An 18307-nucleotide genomic window follows, 5' to 3' on the forward strand; every position below is an offset into this window, starting at 1 on the left:
TTTGGGCGGCGGCACGGTGATCGAGTTACGCGGCTAGCGACCCGGCAGTCCAAAGATGGATGGCGCCGCGGGACCAGCGATCCCCGGCGAAAACGGAACGGCCAGGCCAGGGTTGGTCATTGGCAACTGGCCCGGAATAGGCAGGCCGGCGCCACCACCCACGCCCGGCAGCGGGAAAGGCATTTTTCCGTTGGCGACCGATGCCATCATGCTCGGGCACTCCATTTGGATGGCCATACCGGCCACCATCCCCGCCATGCCTGGCGGAAGGCCGGATTTTCCGGAAAATTGCGACATCACCGACGCGAGCGTCGCGCCCGGCTTCACCAGCATTGGACAGATCGACTGCCCGATCCCGGTGAGGGAGCCGGTGACTGAGCCGTTGGGCGGGTCCGCATGCCCGGCAGCCGGTGCCGTCGCTCCGGCCGTGAGGACTCCCACCGTGACCACGAGCGGACGAAGCACCGCTGAAGCCGCACCGCTGCGACCTACCCGCGCCTGGGGTGGGTGAACCCGTGAGGTGCGACGGACTCGATCAATCCTTTTGCGGTACATCGTCAGTGCGGTCATTCATCTCCTCGGTCGTGGCGGAAGTGCGGCAGCGCACTCATTTCACTTTGATAACAATGGGCCCCTTTTGTCTCGTTTACGACACGGTTAGGTCAAGCTTTGTGATCTGGCCGTTTCCTTACCGTTGCCTCAAGTACGCGTCGCGACGCTTCGGCGTTTGCTATCGGCCCGGCCGCCAGTTGTGAGTGCGGTCAACGCTTACCGGGGTGATGTGACCGGGTAGCCGGCTCGGCCGCTGATCTGCTCATCGATGAATCTCCGCTGCCCGCCGTATCGGAATACATGCGGGCACCGTGCGACGGCTGGCCGCGGTAAGCCCACCAACACCTGCGGCCTACCGACACCACACCAGGAGAAAGGGGATCGTCATCGTGGTGACAATCTCAGACAGTTCGGTTCTGATTACCGGAGGCAATCGCGGCATTGGACGCGCGCTGGCCGAGGAGGCCCTGAACAGGGGGGCCGGACGGGTATACGTCGGTACCCGAAAAGCATTGGTCGACACCGGCGATCCCCGGGTCACGCATTTGGCGCTGGACATCACCAACGGCGCGGAAATTCAGCAGGCAGTGGACAAGGTCGGTTCTCTCGACATCTTGATCAACAATGCCGGTCTGGCGCTTTACGATGATTTGAGCGATCCTTCCGCGCTGCAACGGCACCTTGAGCTGAATCTCTTCGGCACGTACGCCGTGATCCAGGCATTCCTGCCGGCGCTGGCTCACTCCGGGGGATCGATCGTCAACAACCTGTCGGTAAATGCGTTGGCCCCCTTGCCACTTATTCCGGCCTACTCCATCTCCAAGGCTGCCGCGTTCTCCCTGACGCAGTCGTTGCGTGTCATCCTGGCCGGACAGGGTGTCCGGGTCCATGCGGTGCTGACCGGTCCCGTGGATACGGACATGACTCGCGGGCTCGAAATCCCCAAGGCCACTCCACAATCCGTGGCGCAGGGCATCTTCGACGGGGTGCAGAACGACGACGACGAAATCTTCCCCGATCCGATGTCGCGGTCCTTGGTGCAGAGCTGGCGCGATGGCGCCGCCAAGGTGCTCGAGCGCCAGTACGCGGCGCTACTCGCGCAGGCAGAATCCGTCGCCGGCTAGGCCTCCGTGCCGAATTCCACTCCGCCCCTTGTCAACGTCACGCGTCTTACGACACGTCAGCTCGCCAGCTGATCGCGTTGTACGAAACGGCCGTCGTGGTCGAACTCGGCGCGGTTGGCGTTGACATAGTCGGCCACGGTCATCGGTTTGTGGCCGCCGATCACCTCGACGAGATTGTTCTCACCGGAGAAGATGCCGTCTTGGTAGTCCTGGGCGACGCTGCTGATGTGTTGCACAAAGAACTCCGGCCTGCCCTGGGCGGTGAGCTCGGCGGCAAAGCTGGGGATCGTGATCGGCTCGTAGCGGACCGACATGCCGAGTGTCTCGGCGATTTCGTCCGCGATCGCGTAGTGATCGAGCTCCCGGGCGCCGACGAGCGGGTAGATCTGGCGGTCGTGGGGTGCGGGGTTTTGCAGGACGGCGGCGATCACCCGGGCCTGGTCGTGTCCGGAGATGGGGGCGTGGCGTCCATTGCCGAAGGGCAGCCGCAGCACGCCCTCGGTGTCGTCGCGCTGCCATTGCCATTTCAGCCATTCAGCGAAGAAGGTCGGGCGCAGGTGGGTGGTGCGGAACGCGTAGCGGTCCAGCAAGCGTTCGGCGATCCAATGGTGCAGTGCAGCATTACTTTTCGCCTCGCGCCGAGCCGATATCTGGGACATGTTGACCACCGCGTCGACACCGGCCTTACTCGCGGCCTGGGCGAAGATCGCGGTGGCCGGTAGCAGGGTGCCGGGCGCGATCGGGTAGCAGAAGTAGGCGGCGCTGATGCCGGTCATCGCGGAGCTGACAGCACGGAAATCCAGCAGGTCGCCCTGGACGACCTCGGCGCCGAGGGCAGCAAGTGCCTCGGAGCGGTGATCGATGCGGTGCACGAAGGCGCGTACCCGGTGGCCGGCGTCGCGCAGGATCTTGACGGTGGGCGCTCCGGTGTTGCCGGCTGGCGCGGTGATGAGAAACAGCTTGTCGGTCGACATCTCGTCTCCTTGCAGTTTGTCGGGGCGAGCATCGCTGGGCGGGACGGTGACGCCGCCTCTAGCTGACTAACGATGTCGTTAGTAAGATCAAAGCACGGTATGCTGACTAACGCAAGCGTTAGCCATAGGAGTTTGGATGGAGTTCGAGAAGCGGCTGCAGGACCGCCAGCAGTGGTCGGTCACCGATCGCTGTTCGATGTCGAGGGTGCTCGAATTGTTCAGCACCAAAACCACGTTCCAGGTCCTCCGCGAATTGTTCTTCGGCACCACCCGCTTCGAGGACTTCGTCGAGCGGATCGGGACCTCGGCGCCGGCGGTGTCGCGGGCGCTCAAGCAGCTCGAGTCGGCGCAGATCGTCACCCGCGTTCCGTATCAGGAGCCGGGAAGCCGCGCCCGGGACGAGTACCGGCTGACCGAGGCCGGGGAGGATCTGTTGCCGCTGTTCATGTCGCTGGTGCAGTGGGGCGACACCTACCTGCAGGACGGACCGGCGCCCCTGTCGTTCGTCGACGCCGACACCGGCCAAACCTTGGCGGTTCGCGTGAGCCCCGAAACCGACGCCCCGAAGAAGCGGTCGGCGGACATCCAGATACGAGGCCTTGCTGCCCCACGACGGCGTTAACCTGGCACCATGACTCTGGTGGCCGGGCGTGGTCCGCTCAGCAGCGATCCGGCCGGGCGGTTCTCTCCCGCGCTGCCCGACGACGTCGTCTATATCGAGCCACACCCGCGCCGCGTCGAGGCGTTCTTGGCCGGGCACCGGGTGATCGACACCGAGCAGGTGCTGATGGTGCATCGGCAGGGCCACCCCCTGAGTTACCTGTTCCGGGCCGACGAGGTGGGTAACTTGCCGGCCGAACCCGAGCCGGAAGCACCCGGCTTCGTCCACGTGCCGTGGGATGCCGTCGATACCTGGCTGGAGGAAGGCCGCGAACTCGTTCACTACCCACCGAATCCGTATCACCGCGTCGACTGCCGACCCACCGCGCGCCACCTGCGCGTGTCGGTGGCGGGCAGCACGCTGGTGGACTCACACGACACAGTCATACTTTTCGAGACCGCCTTGCCGCCAAGGCTTTACGTCGATCCCGCGCAGGTGCGCACCGATCTGCTGCGGCGCTCACAGACATCGAGTTATTGCAACTACAAAGGCTTCGCCACATATTGGTCCGTCGCCATCGACGACCACATTGTCGACGACATCGCCTGGAGCTATCCGGACCCGCCCCCGGAAAGCCTTCCCATCAAAGGCTTTCTGAGCTTCGACGACACCCGGGTGAACGTGCTGGCCGAACTGCCGCTCACCCGCACTAGCTAGGGCGCCCGAGCTTGTGCTGGCCGAGTTGGCGGCGTGTGGTGACGTCAAGTTTCGTGAACACCTTGCGCAAGTGGTAGGCGACCGTATTGGGGCTGATGAACAGCTGCTCGCCGATCTCGGCGTTGGTTGCCCCGCCGGCGGCGAGCGTGGCGATCTGAGCCTCGCGCGGAGTTAAGCCGGAATCCGTTCGTACTGGTGGCTTTTCGGGTACGTGTTCACCGCTGGCCTCCAGCTCGAGCCGAGCCCGCTCAGCAAAAGCCGCCATACCGATGCCGGTAAACGCTGCATAGGCTGGCCGCAGCTGGGCACGGGCATCGAGCGGCCGCCGTTCCCGACGCAACCACTCTCCGTAGACAAGCCGCGCTCGGGCGGCAGCCGGTCGCAGGTTGGTGTGATCAAGGCGCTCAATCGCCTCGCGATAGAGCCGTTCGGCGGGCTCGCCGCTGCTGACAAGCGCTCGCGAGCACGCGTAAGTCCCCAGGGCCCAATCGGTTCCAGCAGCCTGAGCGCTCCCGGCCAGCAGGCCCACCGCGTATTGCGCCTCGCCCGGTTGCCCACAATGCGTTGCCGCCTCGACCAACTCGGGTAGCAAAAAGTTCATCCACAGCTCTTGCGGGTGCTCGATGCCTTTTCGAGCCGCATCGAGGGCTTGGTCATATCGACTGAGCCCATTGCACAGCAGCGCCGTCGCCAAATCGATAGAGGCCAGACCCATTCCCTCACCCCGCGCGACCGCCCAGTGGGTGCCGGCCTGGATCAGGCGCTGCGCCTCGGCTTCCTCGCCCCGCCATGCCGCCAGCGGAAGTGCCGCGTAGGGAAATACCGTCGTCGCCGTCGCGGCAGTGATCGAGTTTGCCTCGGTGATCAGGTCGCCAGACGCCGCGAAGTCGCCGCTCCACGTCAGCGCCGCCGCCAACGAGTGCAGAGCGACCGGCAGCACCCGTTGATCCTCTGCCTCGCGAGCAAGCGCAATTTGTCGGGCGGTGAGGTGCTGCCATGCCCGATGATCCCAAGCGATGATGGCGGCGTGGCAGGCCAGCCACAACCATCGCGTCCCTTCGTCGAGACCCAGTTCACCCGCGTTGCAGAAAGCATCTACCGCTTTTCGGACACGCCCCACACCTGCGCGGCTGCCGTCGATAATCAGGGCCGTCAATCCGTCCAACAAGAGATCCGTTGGGCGTCGAGGGTGCAGCGGGGGTGCGGTTGCCGCGGCGATGGCCACTTCCAGAACGCCGCCGCCGCCGGCCAGGCGTCCGGCGAACAGGACCGTCGACAGCGCCTCCAGATACAGTTCGCGCGCCAGCTGTGGATCACCCGGCGCGTGCTCCTGGGCCAGCTGTATCAGTGCTGCTGCAGCGTCGCTGCCGCACTTCGAGGTGAACATCATCTCGCCACGCAGCGCATAAGGTAGGGCGCCGCTTCGCGCGACTGGTGACGCGTGCTCCGCGGGAACCATCAGTGCCCGCGCTGGGCGCGATCGCGCCCGCCGCAGCTCCGGGCGTAAATCATGTCGGAAGTGTATCGGCCGGACAGTACGAACCCCGCGAGTCGACTACCAGGTCTTGAGGATTCTGATTGGGGCCACGGCGAATCATCATCTAGGTGGGCCAAGTGCACAGGGCCTACCCGTCGTTCGCCGGAGCGGAAGGGGCAACGCAGATGGTGACGCCGGAAATCGCCGAATGGTTGGAGGCATTATGACCACCGTCCGCAACGCAATCCTCGATCTGCTCCGCGCCCACAATTTGACGACCTGCTTTGGCAATCCGGGTTCGTCGGAATTAGCTCTTCTGCAAGACTTTCCAGATGATTTCCGCTATCTGCTAGGACTGCAAGAGATGGTGCCCGTCGGAATGGCCGACGCATATGCGCAAATCACCCGCCGACCCGCGTTGGTCAATCTGCACACCGCCCCGGGTATGGGCAACGCTCAAGGACAGCTCTACAACGCATTCGTCAACAAAACCCCGCTGATTGTCACCGCCGGAAACCAGCGCCGCACGATGCAGAACCAGTACTGCCTGCTGACCAACATCGAGCCCACTTCGGTACCCAAGCCGTTCGTGAAATGGGCAGCCGAACCCGCCATCGCCAGTGAAGCCCCCGCCGTGCTTGCTCGCGCGATCCATCTGGCCACGACGCCACCGATGGGACCCGTGTTCGTCTCGCTACCGATGGACGACATGCCGATCGAACTCGACGATGCACAAGCCACCGATGTTGGCGCCGTGCGTGCCCGCTCAGTAACCCACGCTGCAGGCTTCCCCGCTGCACTCGCCGAACAGATCTGCGGCCGATTGGAGGCCGCGAAGTCGCCGGCGTTGATCGTCGGCGGCGACGTCGAACGCTATGGCGCATGGGAGGCGGTGATCGGATTGGCCGAACGGACCCAGTCGGCCGTGTGGACCGCACCGCTGACCGGGTGGAGCGGATTCCCCGAGAACCACGCGTTGTATCAAGGCATCTTGCCGCCCGGTGCCGGCTGGATTTCCCAGATGCTGGCCGGACACGATCTGCTGCTGGTGATCGGAGCCCCGGTCTTCCGTTACTACCCCCGAGTGCCCGGACCGTACATACCCGAAGGCGCAAGCCTGATCCACATCACCAACGATCCCGACGAAGCCGCCCGCGCGCCGGTCGGGGACGCCATCGTCGCCGACCTGGCCAGCGCCGCCGAGGCGCTGCTCACCGCCGCCAAACCAACCCAGCGGTCCACTCCCACGGCCCGGGCCCCGGTCCCCGACCTGCAACACGCGCAGGTACCTCTGAAGCCGGAAGCACTCTGGACGGCGGTCGGCCGAGCCGCACCCTCGGAAACGCTGTGGGTCAGCGAGGCCGGCAGCAACGAGGTCGCTATCACGAACAGCATTCGACCCAATCACCCGTTCTCACACCTGTCGTCGGCCGGGGGCGGACTCGGCTACGGACTGCCCGCGGCCGTCGGTGCCCAACTGGCGGCCCCAGACCGTCCGGTTGTCGCCTTGATGGGCGACGGCTCAATGCAGTACGCGATCACCGCGTTGTGGACCGCATCGCAGCACCAGATCCCGGTGACCATCGTGGTCGCGTCCAACGCCGAATACGGCGTGGTCAAGGAGTTCGGTGTGTGGGAGAAGACCCCGGGTGTTCCCGGACTCGACGTGCCCGACCTCAACATCGTGGCAACCGCTGCCAGCTACGGCGTTGACGCCCACGAAGCACACACCACCGACGAGGTGGTCGAGTTGGTAAAAGCCGGCATCGCCGATAGGCAACGCCCCACCCTCATCAACGCGCGCACCACTGCGGTCGGCACCTGAAAGCACGAAACCCTTTGCGGCGTAACGAACTGCCGCTCACCCGCCGTAACTAGGTCGCCCGAGCTTGAGCTCGTGCTGGGCGATCATGTTGCGGAAGACCTCCATGGTGCCGCCATAGATGCCGGCCGGCACGCCGTGCCGGAAGATGAACTCGACAGCGCCGTCGTCCGCGGAACCCGTTGTGTCGGTGGGCAATGCCGATGCCGCCCCCAGCATGTCCATCAATTCGGGCGAGACGTCACGCATGGTCTGAATGAGCGCCACGCGTCCATACATTCCGGGAGTCGACACCGCCGCCTCGATGCGGGCGAGGCTGCGTCCCAGCCGGTATTTCATCGACTCGTCATCAATCGGGCGCCGCCCGTCCGTATCCGGCGTGGACAGGATCGCCGCGACTCCGTCGGCCGCCTCGGCCATCAGCTGGCCGTGCTCCGACATCATCGAAATATTCTGCAGGCCTTGGTCGTCGGGATCGGTGATGCCGTGTTCGGCGTCGAGGGCGAACCGCATCACCGCCCAGCCGCCGTTGACCTCACCGATGCGGTAGCGGTCGTCGACGCGTACGTCGCTGTAGTACACGATGTTGGTGCGATCGCCGTCGAGCGTGCGGATGCCCTGGATCTCGACGCCCGGGGAATCCAGCGGCACCAGAAACATGGTCAGGTTCTTGTGTTTACGTCCGTGCGGATCGGTGTTGGTGAGCAAGAAGACATACTTGGCGTTCTGTGCGTTGGAGGTGAACATCTTGGAGCCATTAATGACCCAGCTCGATCCATCCGACTCCCGCACCGCGCGGGTCTTGCAGGTGGCGACGTCGGAGCCGCCCTCGGGCTCGGTGTAGCCCAAGCACAACCGGATTTCACCGGACAGCACACCCGGCAGTACCGCGTCGACGAGTTCCGCCGGCCCGAATTGCTGCACCAATTTCGCGACGACCGCCGTGGTGCCCCAGTGGAACCACGGCGTGTGCGCACGACCGATCTCGAGGTGGAAGATGCGCCGGCGCACCGGAGTGAATCCCCCTTCGGACTCCAGCTTGAAATCCGAGGTCAGATAACCCTCTTCACCCAACGCCAAATGCACTTGCTCACTGAAGTTTTCGCCCGTCTCACGATCACGCCTAAGGACATCCTCGGTGACGTGTTCAGCGACGAACGCCCGGGTCTGCTCGCAGAAGGCCTGATCCTCGAGAGAAAGCGCGACACGGGAAAAGTCCATTGATCGTGGCCAATCCAACTAAGCCGCGTCGACCACGAGCGTACGGAATCGGTCGAGAGTCTCCAGTGCGTGCGTCATGCTGTCGCCGGGCAGGTGCACGCTCACCCAGGTGACCCCCAGCTTGGCCAGATTGTCCAGACCTTCGAGGTAGGCGTCGGCGTTGAACGCGTCGTCGGTAGGACTGCCGCCTTCGAAGTTCGTGAAGGTGACGTCGATCGCCGACCAGTCTCTGCCCGCCGCATCGCACCGGCGCCGAAGATCCTCGATGCCGTCGGTGAGCTTCTGCACCGAGTCGATGACGGCCGTGCCGGCGGTCTGCGCCAGTTGGGGCGGGGCGGGGAAGGGACACCAGCCATCGCCGTACTGCGCCACCCGCTGGCGGGAAGCCGTGGTGTTACCGCCGATCCAGATCGGTGGATGCGGGCTGCTGACCGGCCGGGGATGCGCGGTGATACCGCGGGCGCTGAAATGCTTTCCCTCGAAGGAAATGTCGTCGCCGGTCCAGACCGCCCGAATCACCTGCAGGGCTTCCTCGAACAGCTCGGCGCGCTCGTCGTAACTGACACCCAACGCCGCGAACTCACGCTTGAGGTAGCCCACGCCCACCGCAAGCGTGAAGCGGCCGCCCGAGAGCAGGTCCAGGGTCGCGCCGGACTTGGCTACCACGAACGGGTTTCGATACGGCAGCACCACGATGTTGGGGATCAGCCGCAATGTGGACGTGGTGGCCGCCGCGAAACCCAGTGCGACGAAGGGATCTAACGCGTCATGCCCGCCGGCCTCCAGCCACCGCTGCGAGGGTGCGGGGTGATCGGTGAAGCCGAAACCATGGATGCCGGCCGCTTCGGCGGCCGCGGCCACCTTCCCGATGCCGTCCCCGCTGACCAGCTCGGGGTTGTAGGGATGGCTGTGCATCGGGTGCGTGATCGTGAAGTACATAGCTGTTAGAACCGTGCGCGCGAGTCGATCGACGTGTCGGTGGTGCGCAGCGGACGAATCAGCGCTTCCTGGGCAAAGGAGGCCAGTAGCCCGCCTTCCTCCGCGTGCACGGCGCCGCGTACATACGACATGCCGGCGCCGACCTGCGTGCTCTCATGCGTGTAGAGCAGCCATCCGGCCCAGCGCACCGGTTCGTGGAACGCCACGGAGATGCTCATCGGCGCGGTCGACACGGTCAGGTGCGCCTGGCTGGTGCCGATACCTGGGTGCGCCCGCATGGTGGTGGAAATCCCCAAGTGGCCGGTGAAGTAGGCGAGCAGCGCCTTGGCCAGATCGTCCCGGGCCGGGATCGGGTCGTAGTGCAGCCACGCGTAGAGCTCCGGCGGTCCGACCTCGTCGGGGCTGTTGACGTCGACGACGTCGACCAGGCGCAGCTCGCGCCCGATCATCGGCATCGCGGAGTGGTTGGCGTCGGCGGGCGCCGCCACGTCGGGTCGCGGCAGGTGGTGCCGAATGACATCGCCGGTCGGCACGTCGGCCAGCACCGTGATGCTCAGGCAGCGCCGCCCGTTCTGATGGACGGCGACGATCGCGGTCGCGGTGGACCGGCCCTCGGACACGACGTCGAGGACGAGTTCGATCGGCGGGCCGACGACCACGGCGCGGGAGAACACCGCGTGCGCCGAGCGCACCGACTTGTCCGGGAATCGCTTGGCCACGGCGACAATCGCCTGGGCGAGCACCTGGGTGCCTTCGACCACCTGGCGTTCGTCGTCGCCGGCGATGCCGGTGACGCCGGTGACGCCGGTGAACCGGTCGTCCCCGTCGGCCTGCACGTCAAACAGATCCAGCAGGCCCTCAACCGTCCACTCAGTCTGCTCAGATTCCGTGGTCAAAATCCGCTCCGTCTCTCGCACTAGCAGCTTCCGGCTCAGCGTGACACTTTGAGTAAGATTTGTAAAGCTTGGCTAACAAGGCTACGGCCAGCAATCCGGTCAGCTCCCGAATGGACCAATGAAAAGTGCGGAGAGGCAACGTCATTCGGCATCGATACGACCCATCAGCGACCGCCTTCGCTCAGCCCGCCGAGACCGGGTACGACTTTGTCACCACCCCGCAAAACTCCGACGCCTAGCACACGGCGGTCGCACGTGAGCTGGGCCAGATTGACACCAGTGCGGCCGTTGCATGACACTTTTGCGGTGTTTTGTAAAGGCGTGAGGCGATGATCCCCGAGCCGCTGGCCAACGGGTTCTGCTTCGGCGAGGGCCCGCGCTGGTTCGAGGGCCTGCTGTGGTTCTCCGACATGCTGGGCGAAGCGGTACACACCTCGACCCTCGGCGGGTCGCTGACCACGTTGCCGCTGCCCGGGCACTGCCCGTCGGGCCTGGGTTTCCGCCCCGACGGATCGTTGCTGATCGCCTCGACCGAAGACCGGAAGGTGCTGCGGTACGACGGAGAAACCGTCGTGGAGATCGCCGATCTCACGCCCCTGGTTCCGGCCAGCCTCGGCGATATGGTCATCGACGACGCGGGACGCGCCTACATCGGGTCCCAGGCATCCTCCGCCGGCGTCATCGTGCGCCTTGATCCGGACGACAGCGCCACCGTCGTCGCCGAGGACCTCGACTTTCCCAACGGAATGGTGATCACGCCGGATAGAAAAACCTTGATCGTCGCCGAATCGATCGGCCGGCGGCTCACCGCGTTCACCATCGACGACCATGGCGCGCTGGGTGACCGGCGGGTCTTCGCCGACGGTCTGGACGGACCGCCCGACGGCATCGCCCTGGACGCCGAAGGCGGCGTGTGGACGTCGATGACGCTGGCCCACCAATTCGAGCGGATCGTCGCGGGGGGCGCCGTGACCGACCGCATCGACATCGGCGAGCGCATCGCCGTCGCCTGCGCCCTCGGCGGTCCCGAACGCCGCATCCTGTTTCTGTTGTCGAGCACCGACGCCTATCCTCAACGCCTGGTGGGCACCCGGCTCTCGCGGCTGGACGCCGTGCAAGTTGCCACGCCCGGCGCCGGGTTGCCCTGAGACACCCGAGAGGTAGACACGTGACCGACTCCTACTACGAGCTGATCGACCCCGACGACGACTTGGGTGAGAAGTTCCGGGCGACCGACCTGGCACGCGGCACCTGGTCGGCGGCGATCCAGCACGGCGGGCCGGTGTCGGCGCTGCTGGCCCGGGCACTGGAACGGTGCGAGCAGCGTGCGGACACCCGCCTGTCCCGGGTCGTGATCGACCTGCTGGGCGGGGTGCCGGCCGAGGGAGACCTTTGGGTGCGCGCGCAGCTGCAGCGCGGCGGCAAACAGATCGAGCTGGTCAGCGCCGAGATGCTGGCCCTGGGTCCCGATGGCCAGCCCCGCCCGGTCGCCCGCGCCAGCGGTTGGCGGCTGCAGCAGCAGGACACCCAGGCGGTCGCCCACGCGGCAGCGGAGCTGCCCCGGCCGAGGACCGACGCCCGCAACCGCAACCTCAAGGCAAGGGAGTGGGACCGCAACTACGTACACAGCCTGGAATGGCTCTGGCTGACCGAACCGCTGAGCCCGGGCCCCGGCGAATCGTGGATCAAGCCGGCCGTCGACCTGGTCAAAGGCGAGAGCATGACGCCGCTGGAACGGCTGTTCGCAGTGGCCGACTGCGCCAACGGCATCGGCAGCAAGCTCGACATCACCAGGTGGACGTTTTTGAACACCGATCTGGCGGTCCATGTGTTCCGCGTCCCCGACGGTGAATGGGTCGGCATTCGGGCGGAAACCAGCTACGGGCCGGACGGTATCGGGACGACGATCGGCACGCTTTTTGATGAGCAAGGCGCAGTCGGCGCCATCCAACAGTCGGTGCTGGTGCGCCGGCGGTCCGGGTCAGCCTGACGTGGGGGCGGAAGAAACATGGCTAGTTCGGCAATACTTCGTAAAGTTTCAGACATGACCCAGCCGGCGCGGGCAATAACCATGACCGAGACTGACACCTCGACACGTCAGCGGATTCTCGTGGCGACCGCCGAGGTGCTCGGGCGAAACGGCAAAACCAAACTCAGCCTGTCCGAAGTCGCCACCCAAGCCGGAGTCTCGCGCCCCACGCTCTACCGCTGGTTCGCGTCCAAAGAGGAGTTGCTGTTGGCGTTCTCCCAATACGAGCGCCAGCTCTTCGAAAGCGGCCTGGTCAAAGCCACCGCGGGACTCAAAGGTATCGACAAGCTCGACGCCGTGCTGCGATTCATCGTGGAGTACCAGCATTCGTATTCGAGCGTGCGCATGGTCGATGTCGAACCCGAGCACACCATCGCCCAGTTCGGCCACGTCATCCCGCAGATGCGCGACGGACTGCAGAGGCACCTGCCCGGACCCAACGCCGCGGTCAAGGCGGCGACGGTGATCCGGATCGCCATCTCGCACTACATCGTCCGTAGCGACGACGCAGACCAGTTCCTGGCGCAACTGCGGCACGCGGTCGGGATCAAGCCATAGGGCTAGTTCCTTCCCGCAGAGGGCTAGTTCCTTCCCGCGAAACTGTATTCCGCTACGCATTTCCCGAGAGGACCCGTCGTGGAATACAGTTTCGCGGCGAAATAAGTCAGTCGAACAGCACCGCCGCGTTGAGGTAGCCGGTCGGGTCCAGCGCGGTTTTGACCGTTTGCATGGCGGCGATATCGGTTGCCTGCCTTGACATCCCGAGGTAGGAACGCTTGCGGCTGCCGACCCCGTGTTCGGAGCTGACGTTGCCCCCGCACTGCGCGATCAAGTCCATCATCGGCCCGTACAGCGCCTGCTCCTGCTCGAGCGGCACGCGCAGCACGTTGAGGTGCAGATTGCCCTCACCGATGTGGCCGAACAACAGGGGTAGGGCGGCGCTGACCCGCTCGCCAATCAATGCGACCGCATCCGCGGCGAACCCGGCAATCGCGGCCAGGGGCAACGACACGTCGAACTTCAGCGGCGGCCCATAGACGCCGAGCACCTCGGCCAGCGATTCTCGAACACGCCATAGTCGTTGCTGCGAAGCAGCATCCACGCCCACCGCCGGCTCGGCACACATCGGCGCGCCGTCGAGCAGCTCGGCGAGCCGATCGGTCTGATCGTGATCGGCGGCCAGCTCCACCAGCAGCAGCCAGTCCGCCTCGACCGGTGCGCCGACGCCGAGATGCTCGGCGGTGAGCCTGCCGGCGCGGCCGTCGATCAGCTCTAGGGCGGCGATCCCGTCCACGTCCCGGAACGTGCGGCCGGTGTCGATCAGCGCTTCGAGATCGGCAAAGCCGCAGACCGCGGTCACCCGATGCGACGGCGCGGGGTGCAGCCGCAGATCCAGCGCGGTGATGACACCGAGGGTGCCCTCGGCGCCGACGAACAGTGCCGGGATGTCGTATCCGGTGTTGTCGCTGCGCACCAGGCTGTGCCGGCGCAGCAGCGACCCGTCGGGCAGCGCCACGTCCAGGCCGACAACCTGCTCGCCCATATTGCCGTAGCGGACCGTGCGCAAGCCGCCGGCGTTGGTCGAGGCCATGCCGCCGACCGTCGCGGTGTCGCGGGCGGCCAGGTCCACCCCGAACACCAGGCCCGCCGCAGTCGCGGCGTGCTGCACCGCGGCCAGCGTGGCTCCGGCGCCGACGGTGATACGACGCTCGACGGTGTCGACATCGCTGAGCGCACAAAGCCGTTCGGTGGACAGCAGCACGTCGTCGTGCTCGGGAACAGTGCCGGCCACCAGCGAGGTGCGACCGCCCTGCACGGTGACGTGCGCTCCGGCGTCACGGCACAACCGCAATACCTCGGCGACCTGCTCGGCCGAACCCGGCCGCACCAGCGCGCTGGCACGGCCCCGGTACCGGCCGGTGTGGTCGACGCTGCGGCCGGCCAGTATGTCGGGATCGGTGATGACGTGCTTAGATCCGACAATATTCTTCAGGTCCGGAAGGCTGCCTGGCATGCTCGCGGTTATAGCACCCCGGACGCGCTACTGATCCAACGGTTCCGATGATCACGCGAGGAGTGCGGGTGGACAACCTCGAGAAAGTGATCCGGGAACGCCATTCCATCAGGATGTTTCTGCCTGATCGGCCGGTAGCCCGGGAATTGGTTGACGAAGCGGTCGACCTGGCGATTCGCGCACCGTCGAACTCGAACATTCAGCCATGGCACCTCGTTTTCGCATCCGGCGCGGCCAGGGACCGGCTGGTGGCAGCGCTGCTCGAGGCGGCGCAGGCGGGCCCGCCGAAAGTCCCGGAACTGCCCGAGCATTTCACGCACTTCCGCAGCGAAACGGGCAAGGTGGTCTACGGGTCGATGGGCATCGCGCGCGACGATGTCGACGGCAGACGCGCTGCGGTGCTGCGCAATTGGGAGTTCTTTCGCGCCCCGCTGGCCGGCATCGTGTGCATGGACCGCGAACTGGGACTGGTCGACAGCCTCGGTGTCGGGATGTTCCTGCAAACGCTGGTGCTGGCGCTCACCGCGCGCGGGTTGGGCACCTGTGTGCAGGTGGCGATCGCGGGCTACCCCGAGATCATCCACCGGCAGTTGGACATCCCCGAGCAGTTCACGATCCTGTGCGGCTTGTCGGTCGGTTACCCGGATCCAGAGTTTCCCGCAAACAAGGTCCGCATCGGCCGGCAACCAACCGAGAAGAACGTGGTGTTCGTCGAGAACTGAACGCCGCGCTCTAGAACTCCTTGTGGTTTACGTCGGTCACCAGCCCGCCGTCCATGACGAACTCGCTACCGGTGGCATAGGACGACTCGTCGCTGGCGAGGAACAACACAAACGTCGCGACCTCCCGCACCTCTCCGGGCCGGCCCAGCGGAATAGTGACCAAGTCTTCCGGCAGGTGCGAGGTCATCGGAGTGCGGATGAAACCCGGGTGAATCGAATTCACCCGGATGTTCAACGGCGCCAACTCCAAAGCCGCCGACTTGGCCAGGCCCCGCACGCCCCACTTGGACGCGACGTAGGGGTGCACGGCCGGCGCGCCGCGCAGTCCCTCGATCGACGACACGTTGATGATCGAGCCACTCCCGGCCGCGGTCATCGAATCGACTACCGCCCGCATGCCCAGGAACGTGCCGGTCAAGTTGACGTCAATCACCCTCTGCCACTTGGCCAGATCGAAATTCCTCAGTTGCCCGAGCGCGACGGTGCCGGCGTTGTTCACCAGTACGTTGAGCGTGCCGAATTCGCCGACGGCGGTCGCGACTGCGGCGTCCCACTGGTCGGGCTGCGTCACGTCGAGGTGCACGTAACGCGCGGATTCGCCGATCTCGTCGGCCAGCGCTTTGCCCTCGTCGTCAAGGATGTCGCCGATCACCACCTTGGCGCCTTCTTCCACGAGCAGGCGCGCGTCTTCGGCGCCCATCCCGCGGGCACCACCACTGATCAGTGCAACTTTGCCGTCTACGCGTCCCACGTGAGGGTCTCCTTCGGTTTAGGTGGTCACCAAAGTGCTTGGTGTGTAAAGGCCTTTGCCGGTTACCAGCGGCAAATCGAGTGTGGTCCGGATGCCCGGGGGCGCCGCGATCACCGCCGGGATGGCGTTGACGACGCGGCCCGCGGCGCCGGCGATGGCGGCGTGGTTGTGGTCGCCCTTGCTGCTACTCGGAATGATGTCGACGGCATAGGACGGCTCGCCGGTGATCTCGACGCGGTATGAGCCGTCGCCCGCGGCCGGCTGGGGCAGGTCGGGACGCAGGTCGGGCCGCAGCCGGGTGACGTGCTCGATGACGATGGCGGGGTGGCCGTTGACCATGCCGCGGATCTCGAACTGCAGCACCGCCAGGGTGCCCTTGGCGACTCGGCCGACCGCGATGTCGAAATCTTCGGGCGCCGGCTCGCGCTGGTAGGACTCGCTGATCTCGTCGACCTCAATGCCCAGTCCGGCCGCCAGCTGACGGATCGCGGTCCCCCACGCGATGCTGAGAATGCCCGGTTGCAGCAGCATCGGGATTTCGTCCAGGGGCTTGGCGAACCCCATGTAGTTCATCACCTCGATGCCGTTGTACGACGCGTAATCGTGAATCTCCATGCAGCGCACCTGCTCGATGCGCTGGCAGGTCCCGGCGAGTGCGAACGGGATCAGGTCGTTGGCGAACCCCGGGTCGACACCACTGATGAATATGCTCGAATTTCCTTGTTGGGCCGCGTCTTCCACGCGAGCGATGTACTTGTCGGGCATGACACCCCACGGGTACTGCAGCAGCCCCGGCGACGACCCGACGACGTTGACGCCGGCGGCCAGGATGCGCATGACGTCGGCCATCGCGTCGGGCAGCCGGGTGTCGCCCATCGCGCAATAGACGACACAATCGGGCTTGGCGGCCAGAATTGCGTCCAGGTCATTGACGGCCGCGATGCCCGTGACGGTCCTGGCGTCCAGGCCGACGCCACAGAGTTCCCCGGCGTCCTTGCCCACCTTCTCCGGTGTGGACACGCACACGCCCGTCAGGTCGAACTGCGGATTGGTGATCAGTTCGGCCAGGGCCAGCCCTCCGACATTGCCGGTGCCGACGTGCGCGACGCGGATCGCCATCTTCAGTCTCCGTTCCTTGCAGCCTGGAAAACTTTTCTAGACACTAGTCCATAACTTCCGGGGCGCCTACAGGGCCGGACCTAACTCCGGCCAGGCAGAATGGAACACCTATGACGCAACGCGAAGATGTCCAATTCACCTCCGGTGACGACCGGATCAGCGCCTGGCTCTATCGGCCGGCGGCCAGCGGCAGCTCTCCGCTGTTGGTGATGGCACACGGATTGGGCGCGGTCCGCACCATGCGACTCGACGCTTACGCCGACCGGTTCAGCGCGGCCGGCTACGCCTGCCTGGTCTTCGACTACCGCAACTTCGGCGACAGCGAGGGGCAGCCGCGCCAAGTCCTCGATATCGATCTACAGCTCGCCGACTGGGCCGCCGCCGTGGCCTATGCCCGCACCCTTGACGGCATCGATCCCGATCGAATCGGATTGTGGGGCACGTCTTTTGCGGGTGGCCATGTGATCACCACGGCAGCCCGGCTGCCGGGTATCGCCGCCGTCGTCGCCCAATGCCCGTTTACCGACGGCATCGCGTCGGGGCGCACGATCTCCAACCCGTTGGCCACTGCACGCATCGCCGCGCGTGCGATCCGCGACGTTGTCGGCGCGCGGCGGGGAAGGCCCCCGGTGATGATCGCCGCCGCGGGCAGGCCCGGGGAGATCGCGCTGATGAATAAGCCCGACTCCTACCCGGGCTACCTGCGATTGGTTCCCGACGGCGTCGAACTGCGCAACGAGATCGCTGCACGCATCGCGATGAAGGTTTTCACCTACCGGCCCGGCCTGCTCACCCCGAAAATCGGCTGCCCCATCCTGTTTTGCGTGTGCGAACACGACTCGTTGGCCCCCGCCGACGCCACCCTGCGCCACGCGGCCAACGCTCCGCGCGGTGAGGTGAAGACCTACCCCGAGGAGCATTTCGCGATCTATGTCGACGACGCGTTCGAGCGGGTGGTCGCCGACCAGCTCGCCTTCCTCGACAAGCATCTGAAATCTGAGTAGTCCTACCCTGTCCGGCGCACCGGGTGCTTTCGCATGCTGGAGCACATGGAAATTCCCAATAACATGTCGAAGAACACCGCCGCCTTTTTCATTCAGGCCGCCGTCGCGTTCGGGGTCAGTTTCGTGGCCGCGCTCGGTGGGATCTTCCTACCTTCCCCTCGACTCGTGGCAGCGGCTGTTCCTCGGCATCACCGTGTTGTTCCTCGTCTCGAGCGCCTTCACCCTGGCAAAGGTGATCCGCGATCAGCAAGAAGCCGCGACCGTGCGGGTGCGCCTGGATGAAGCACGCATGGAGAAGCTCTTCGCCGAACACAACCCGTTCTCCGCCGCGACCTGATCCGATAC

18 protein-coding genes and 1 pseudogene are annotated in these 18307 nt (G+C 65.5%); 10 read left to right on the forward strand and 9 right to left on the reverse strand.

The window, feature by feature from the left end:
• Positions 1–33: 33 nt before the first annotated feature.
• Positions 34–570: a hypothetical protein gene (locus ACTXG5_RS04600; protein WP_445162561.1), complete on the reverse strand. Its 537-nt coding sequence runs from the start codon at positions 568–570 to the stop codon at positions 34–36.
• A 371-nt stretch (positions 571–941) separates the two neighbouring features.
• On the opposite strand from ACTXG5_RS04600, the gene ACTXG5_RS04605 reads away from it, so the two are divergent.
• Positions 942–1676, forward strand: a complete 735-nt coding sequence (locus ACTXG5_RS04605; protein WP_445162562.1) for an SDR family NAD(P)-dependent oxidoreductase — start codon at positions 942–944, stop codon at positions 1674–1676.
• A 56-nt stretch (positions 1677–1732) separates the two neighbouring features.
• On the opposite strand, the gene ACTXG5_RS04610 is transcribed toward ACTXG5_RS04605, so the two are convergent.
• Positions 1733–2650 (reverse strand): NAD(P)H-binding protein, encoded by a 918-nt coding sequence (locus ACTXG5_RS04610; RefSeq protein ID WP_445162563.1) that lies wholly within the window; start codon positions 2648–2650, stop codon positions 1733–1735.
• Between the two features lie 136 nt (positions 2651–2786).
• Between ACTXG5_RS04610 and ACTXG5_RS04615 the strand changes: the two genes are divergently transcribed.
• The gene (locus ACTXG5_RS04615; RefSeq protein ID WP_445162564.1) at positions 2787–3272 is read left to right on the forward strand and encodes a winged helix-turn-helix transcriptional regulator; all 486 of its coding nucleotides are present in this window, start codon (positions 2787–2789) and stop codon (positions 3270–3272) included.
• A 9-nt stretch (positions 3273–3281) separates the two neighbouring features.
• Positions 3282–3968 carry a DUF427 domain-containing protein gene (locus tag ACTXG5_RS04620; RefSeq protein WP_445162565.1) on the forward strand — a complete coding sequence of 229 codons (687 nt, stop codon included), beginning with the start codon at positions 3282–3284 and terminating at the stop codon, positions 3966–3968.
• Here the strand turns inward: ACTXG5_RS04620 and ACTXG5_RS04625 are convergent.
• Complete coding sequence (locus ACTXG5_RS04625; protein WP_445162566.1) at positions 3961–5355, reverse strand: LuxR C-terminal-related transcriptional regulator; 1395 nt, start codon at positions 5353–5355, stop codon at positions 3961–3963. The genes ACTXG5_RS04620 and ACTXG5_RS04625 overlap by 8 nt on opposite strands.
• A gap of 313 nt (positions 5356–5668) precedes the next feature.
• On the opposite strand from ACTXG5_RS04625, the gene mdlC reads away from it, so the two are divergent.
• On the forward strand, positions 5669–7270 hold the full coding sequence (gene mdlC / locus ACTXG5_RS04630; protein ID WP_445162567.1) for a benzoylformate decarboxylase: 1602 nt from the start codon (positions 5669–5671) through the stop codon (positions 7268–7270).
• 36 nt (positions 7271–7306) lie between these two features.
• Here mdlC and ACTXG5_RS04635 read toward each other — a convergent pair whose 3' ends face one another.
• From ACTXG5_RS04635 to ACTXG5_RS04645, 3 genes are read right to left on the reverse strand one after another with little or no spacing between them, the layout of a single operon-like run.
• Positions 7307–8488, reverse strand: a complete 1182-nt coding sequence (locus ACTXG5_RS04635; protein ID WP_445162568.1) for an acyl-CoA dehydrogenase family protein — start codon at positions 8486–8488, stop codon at positions 7307–7309.
• An 18-nt stretch (positions 8489–8506) separates the two neighbouring features.
• Positions 8507–9427 carry an LLM class F420-dependent oxidoreductase gene (locus tag ACTXG5_RS04640; protein ID WP_445162569.1) on the reverse strand — a complete coding sequence of 307 codons (921 nt, stop codon included), beginning with the start codon at positions 9425–9427 and terminating at the stop codon, positions 8507–8509.
• 5 nt (positions 9428–9432) lie between these two features.
• On the reverse strand, positions 9433–10323 hold the full coding sequence (locus ACTXG5_RS04645; protein WP_445162570.1) for an acyl-CoA thioesterase: 891 nt from the start codon (positions 10321–10323) through the stop codon (positions 9433–9435).
• 329 nt (positions 10324–10652) lie between these two features.
• Between ACTXG5_RS04645 and ACTXG5_RS04650 the strand changes: the two genes are divergently transcribed.
• From ACTXG5_RS04650 to ACTXG5_RS04660, 3 genes are read left to right on the forward strand one after another with little or no spacing between them, the layout of a single operon-like run.
• The gene (locus ACTXG5_RS04650; protein WP_445162571.1) at positions 10653–11471 is read left to right on the forward strand and encodes an SMP-30/gluconolactonase/LRE family protein; all 819 of its coding nucleotides are present in this window, start codon (positions 10653–10655) and stop codon (positions 11469–11471) included.
• A gap of 20 nt (positions 11472–11491) precedes the next feature.
• Positions 11492–12313: a thioesterase family protein gene (locus tag ACTXG5_RS04655; protein WP_445162572.1), complete on the forward strand. Its 822-nt coding sequence runs from the start codon at positions 11492–11494 to the stop codon at positions 12311–12313.
• A 54-nt stretch (positions 12314–12367) separates the two neighbouring features.
• Positions 12368–12910, forward strand: coding sequence for a TetR/AcrR family transcriptional regulator (locus tag ACTXG5_RS04660; RefSeq protein ID WP_445162573.1), 543 nt, complete (start codon positions 12368–12370; stop codon positions 12908–12910).
• A gap of 106 nt (positions 12911–13016) precedes the next feature.
• On the opposite strand, the gene ACTXG5_RS04665 is transcribed toward ACTXG5_RS04660, so the two are convergent.
• Positions 13017–14366, reverse strand: coding sequence for an FAD-binding oxidoreductase (locus ACTXG5_RS04665; protein WP_445162574.1), 1350 nt, complete (start codon positions 14364–14366; stop codon positions 13017–13019).
• Positions 14367–14434: 68 nt separating this feature from the next.
• Here ACTXG5_RS04665 and ACTXG5_RS04670 point away from each other — a divergent pair, with 68 nt between their 5' ends.
• Positions 14435–15088: a nitroreductase gene (locus ACTXG5_RS04670; RefSeq protein WP_445162575.1), complete on the forward strand. Its 654-nt coding sequence runs from the start codon at positions 14435–14437 to the stop codon at positions 15086–15088.
• Between the two features lie 10 nt (positions 15089–15098).
• On the opposite strand, the gene ACTXG5_RS04675 is transcribed toward ACTXG5_RS04670, so the two are convergent.
• Entirely contained in the window at positions 15099–15839 is a 741-nt protein-coding gene (locus tag ACTXG5_RS04675) for a glucose 1-dehydrogenase (protein WP_445162576.1), read from the reverse strand.
• 18 nt (positions 15840–15857) lie between these two features.
• Positions 15858–16958, reverse strand: a complete 1101-nt coding sequence (locus tag ACTXG5_RS04680) for an NAD(P)H-dependent amine dehydrogenase family protein (RefSeq protein WP_445162577.1) — start codon at positions 16956–16958, stop codon at positions 15858–15860.
• Between the two features lie 110 nt (positions 16959–17068).
• Here ACTXG5_RS04680 and ACTXG5_RS04685 point away from each other — a divergent pair, with 110 nt between their 5' ends.
• Both ACTXG5_RS04685 and ACTXG5_RS04690 read left to right on the forward strand, forming a co-directional pair.
• The gene (locus tag ACTXG5_RS04685) at positions 17069–17962 is read left to right on the forward strand and encodes an alpha/beta hydrolase (RefSeq protein WP_445162578.1); all 894 of its coding nucleotides are present in this window, start codon (positions 17069–17071) and stop codon (positions 17960–17962) included.
• Between the two features lie 45 nt (positions 17963–18007).
• Positions 18008–18299: pseudogene (locus ACTXG5_RS04690) on the forward strand (YiaA/YiaB family inner membrane protein).
• Positions 18300–18307 lie beyond the last annotated feature (8 nt).

The sequence above is a fragment of the Mycobacterium sp. Dal123C01 genome (assembly GCF_052566995.1).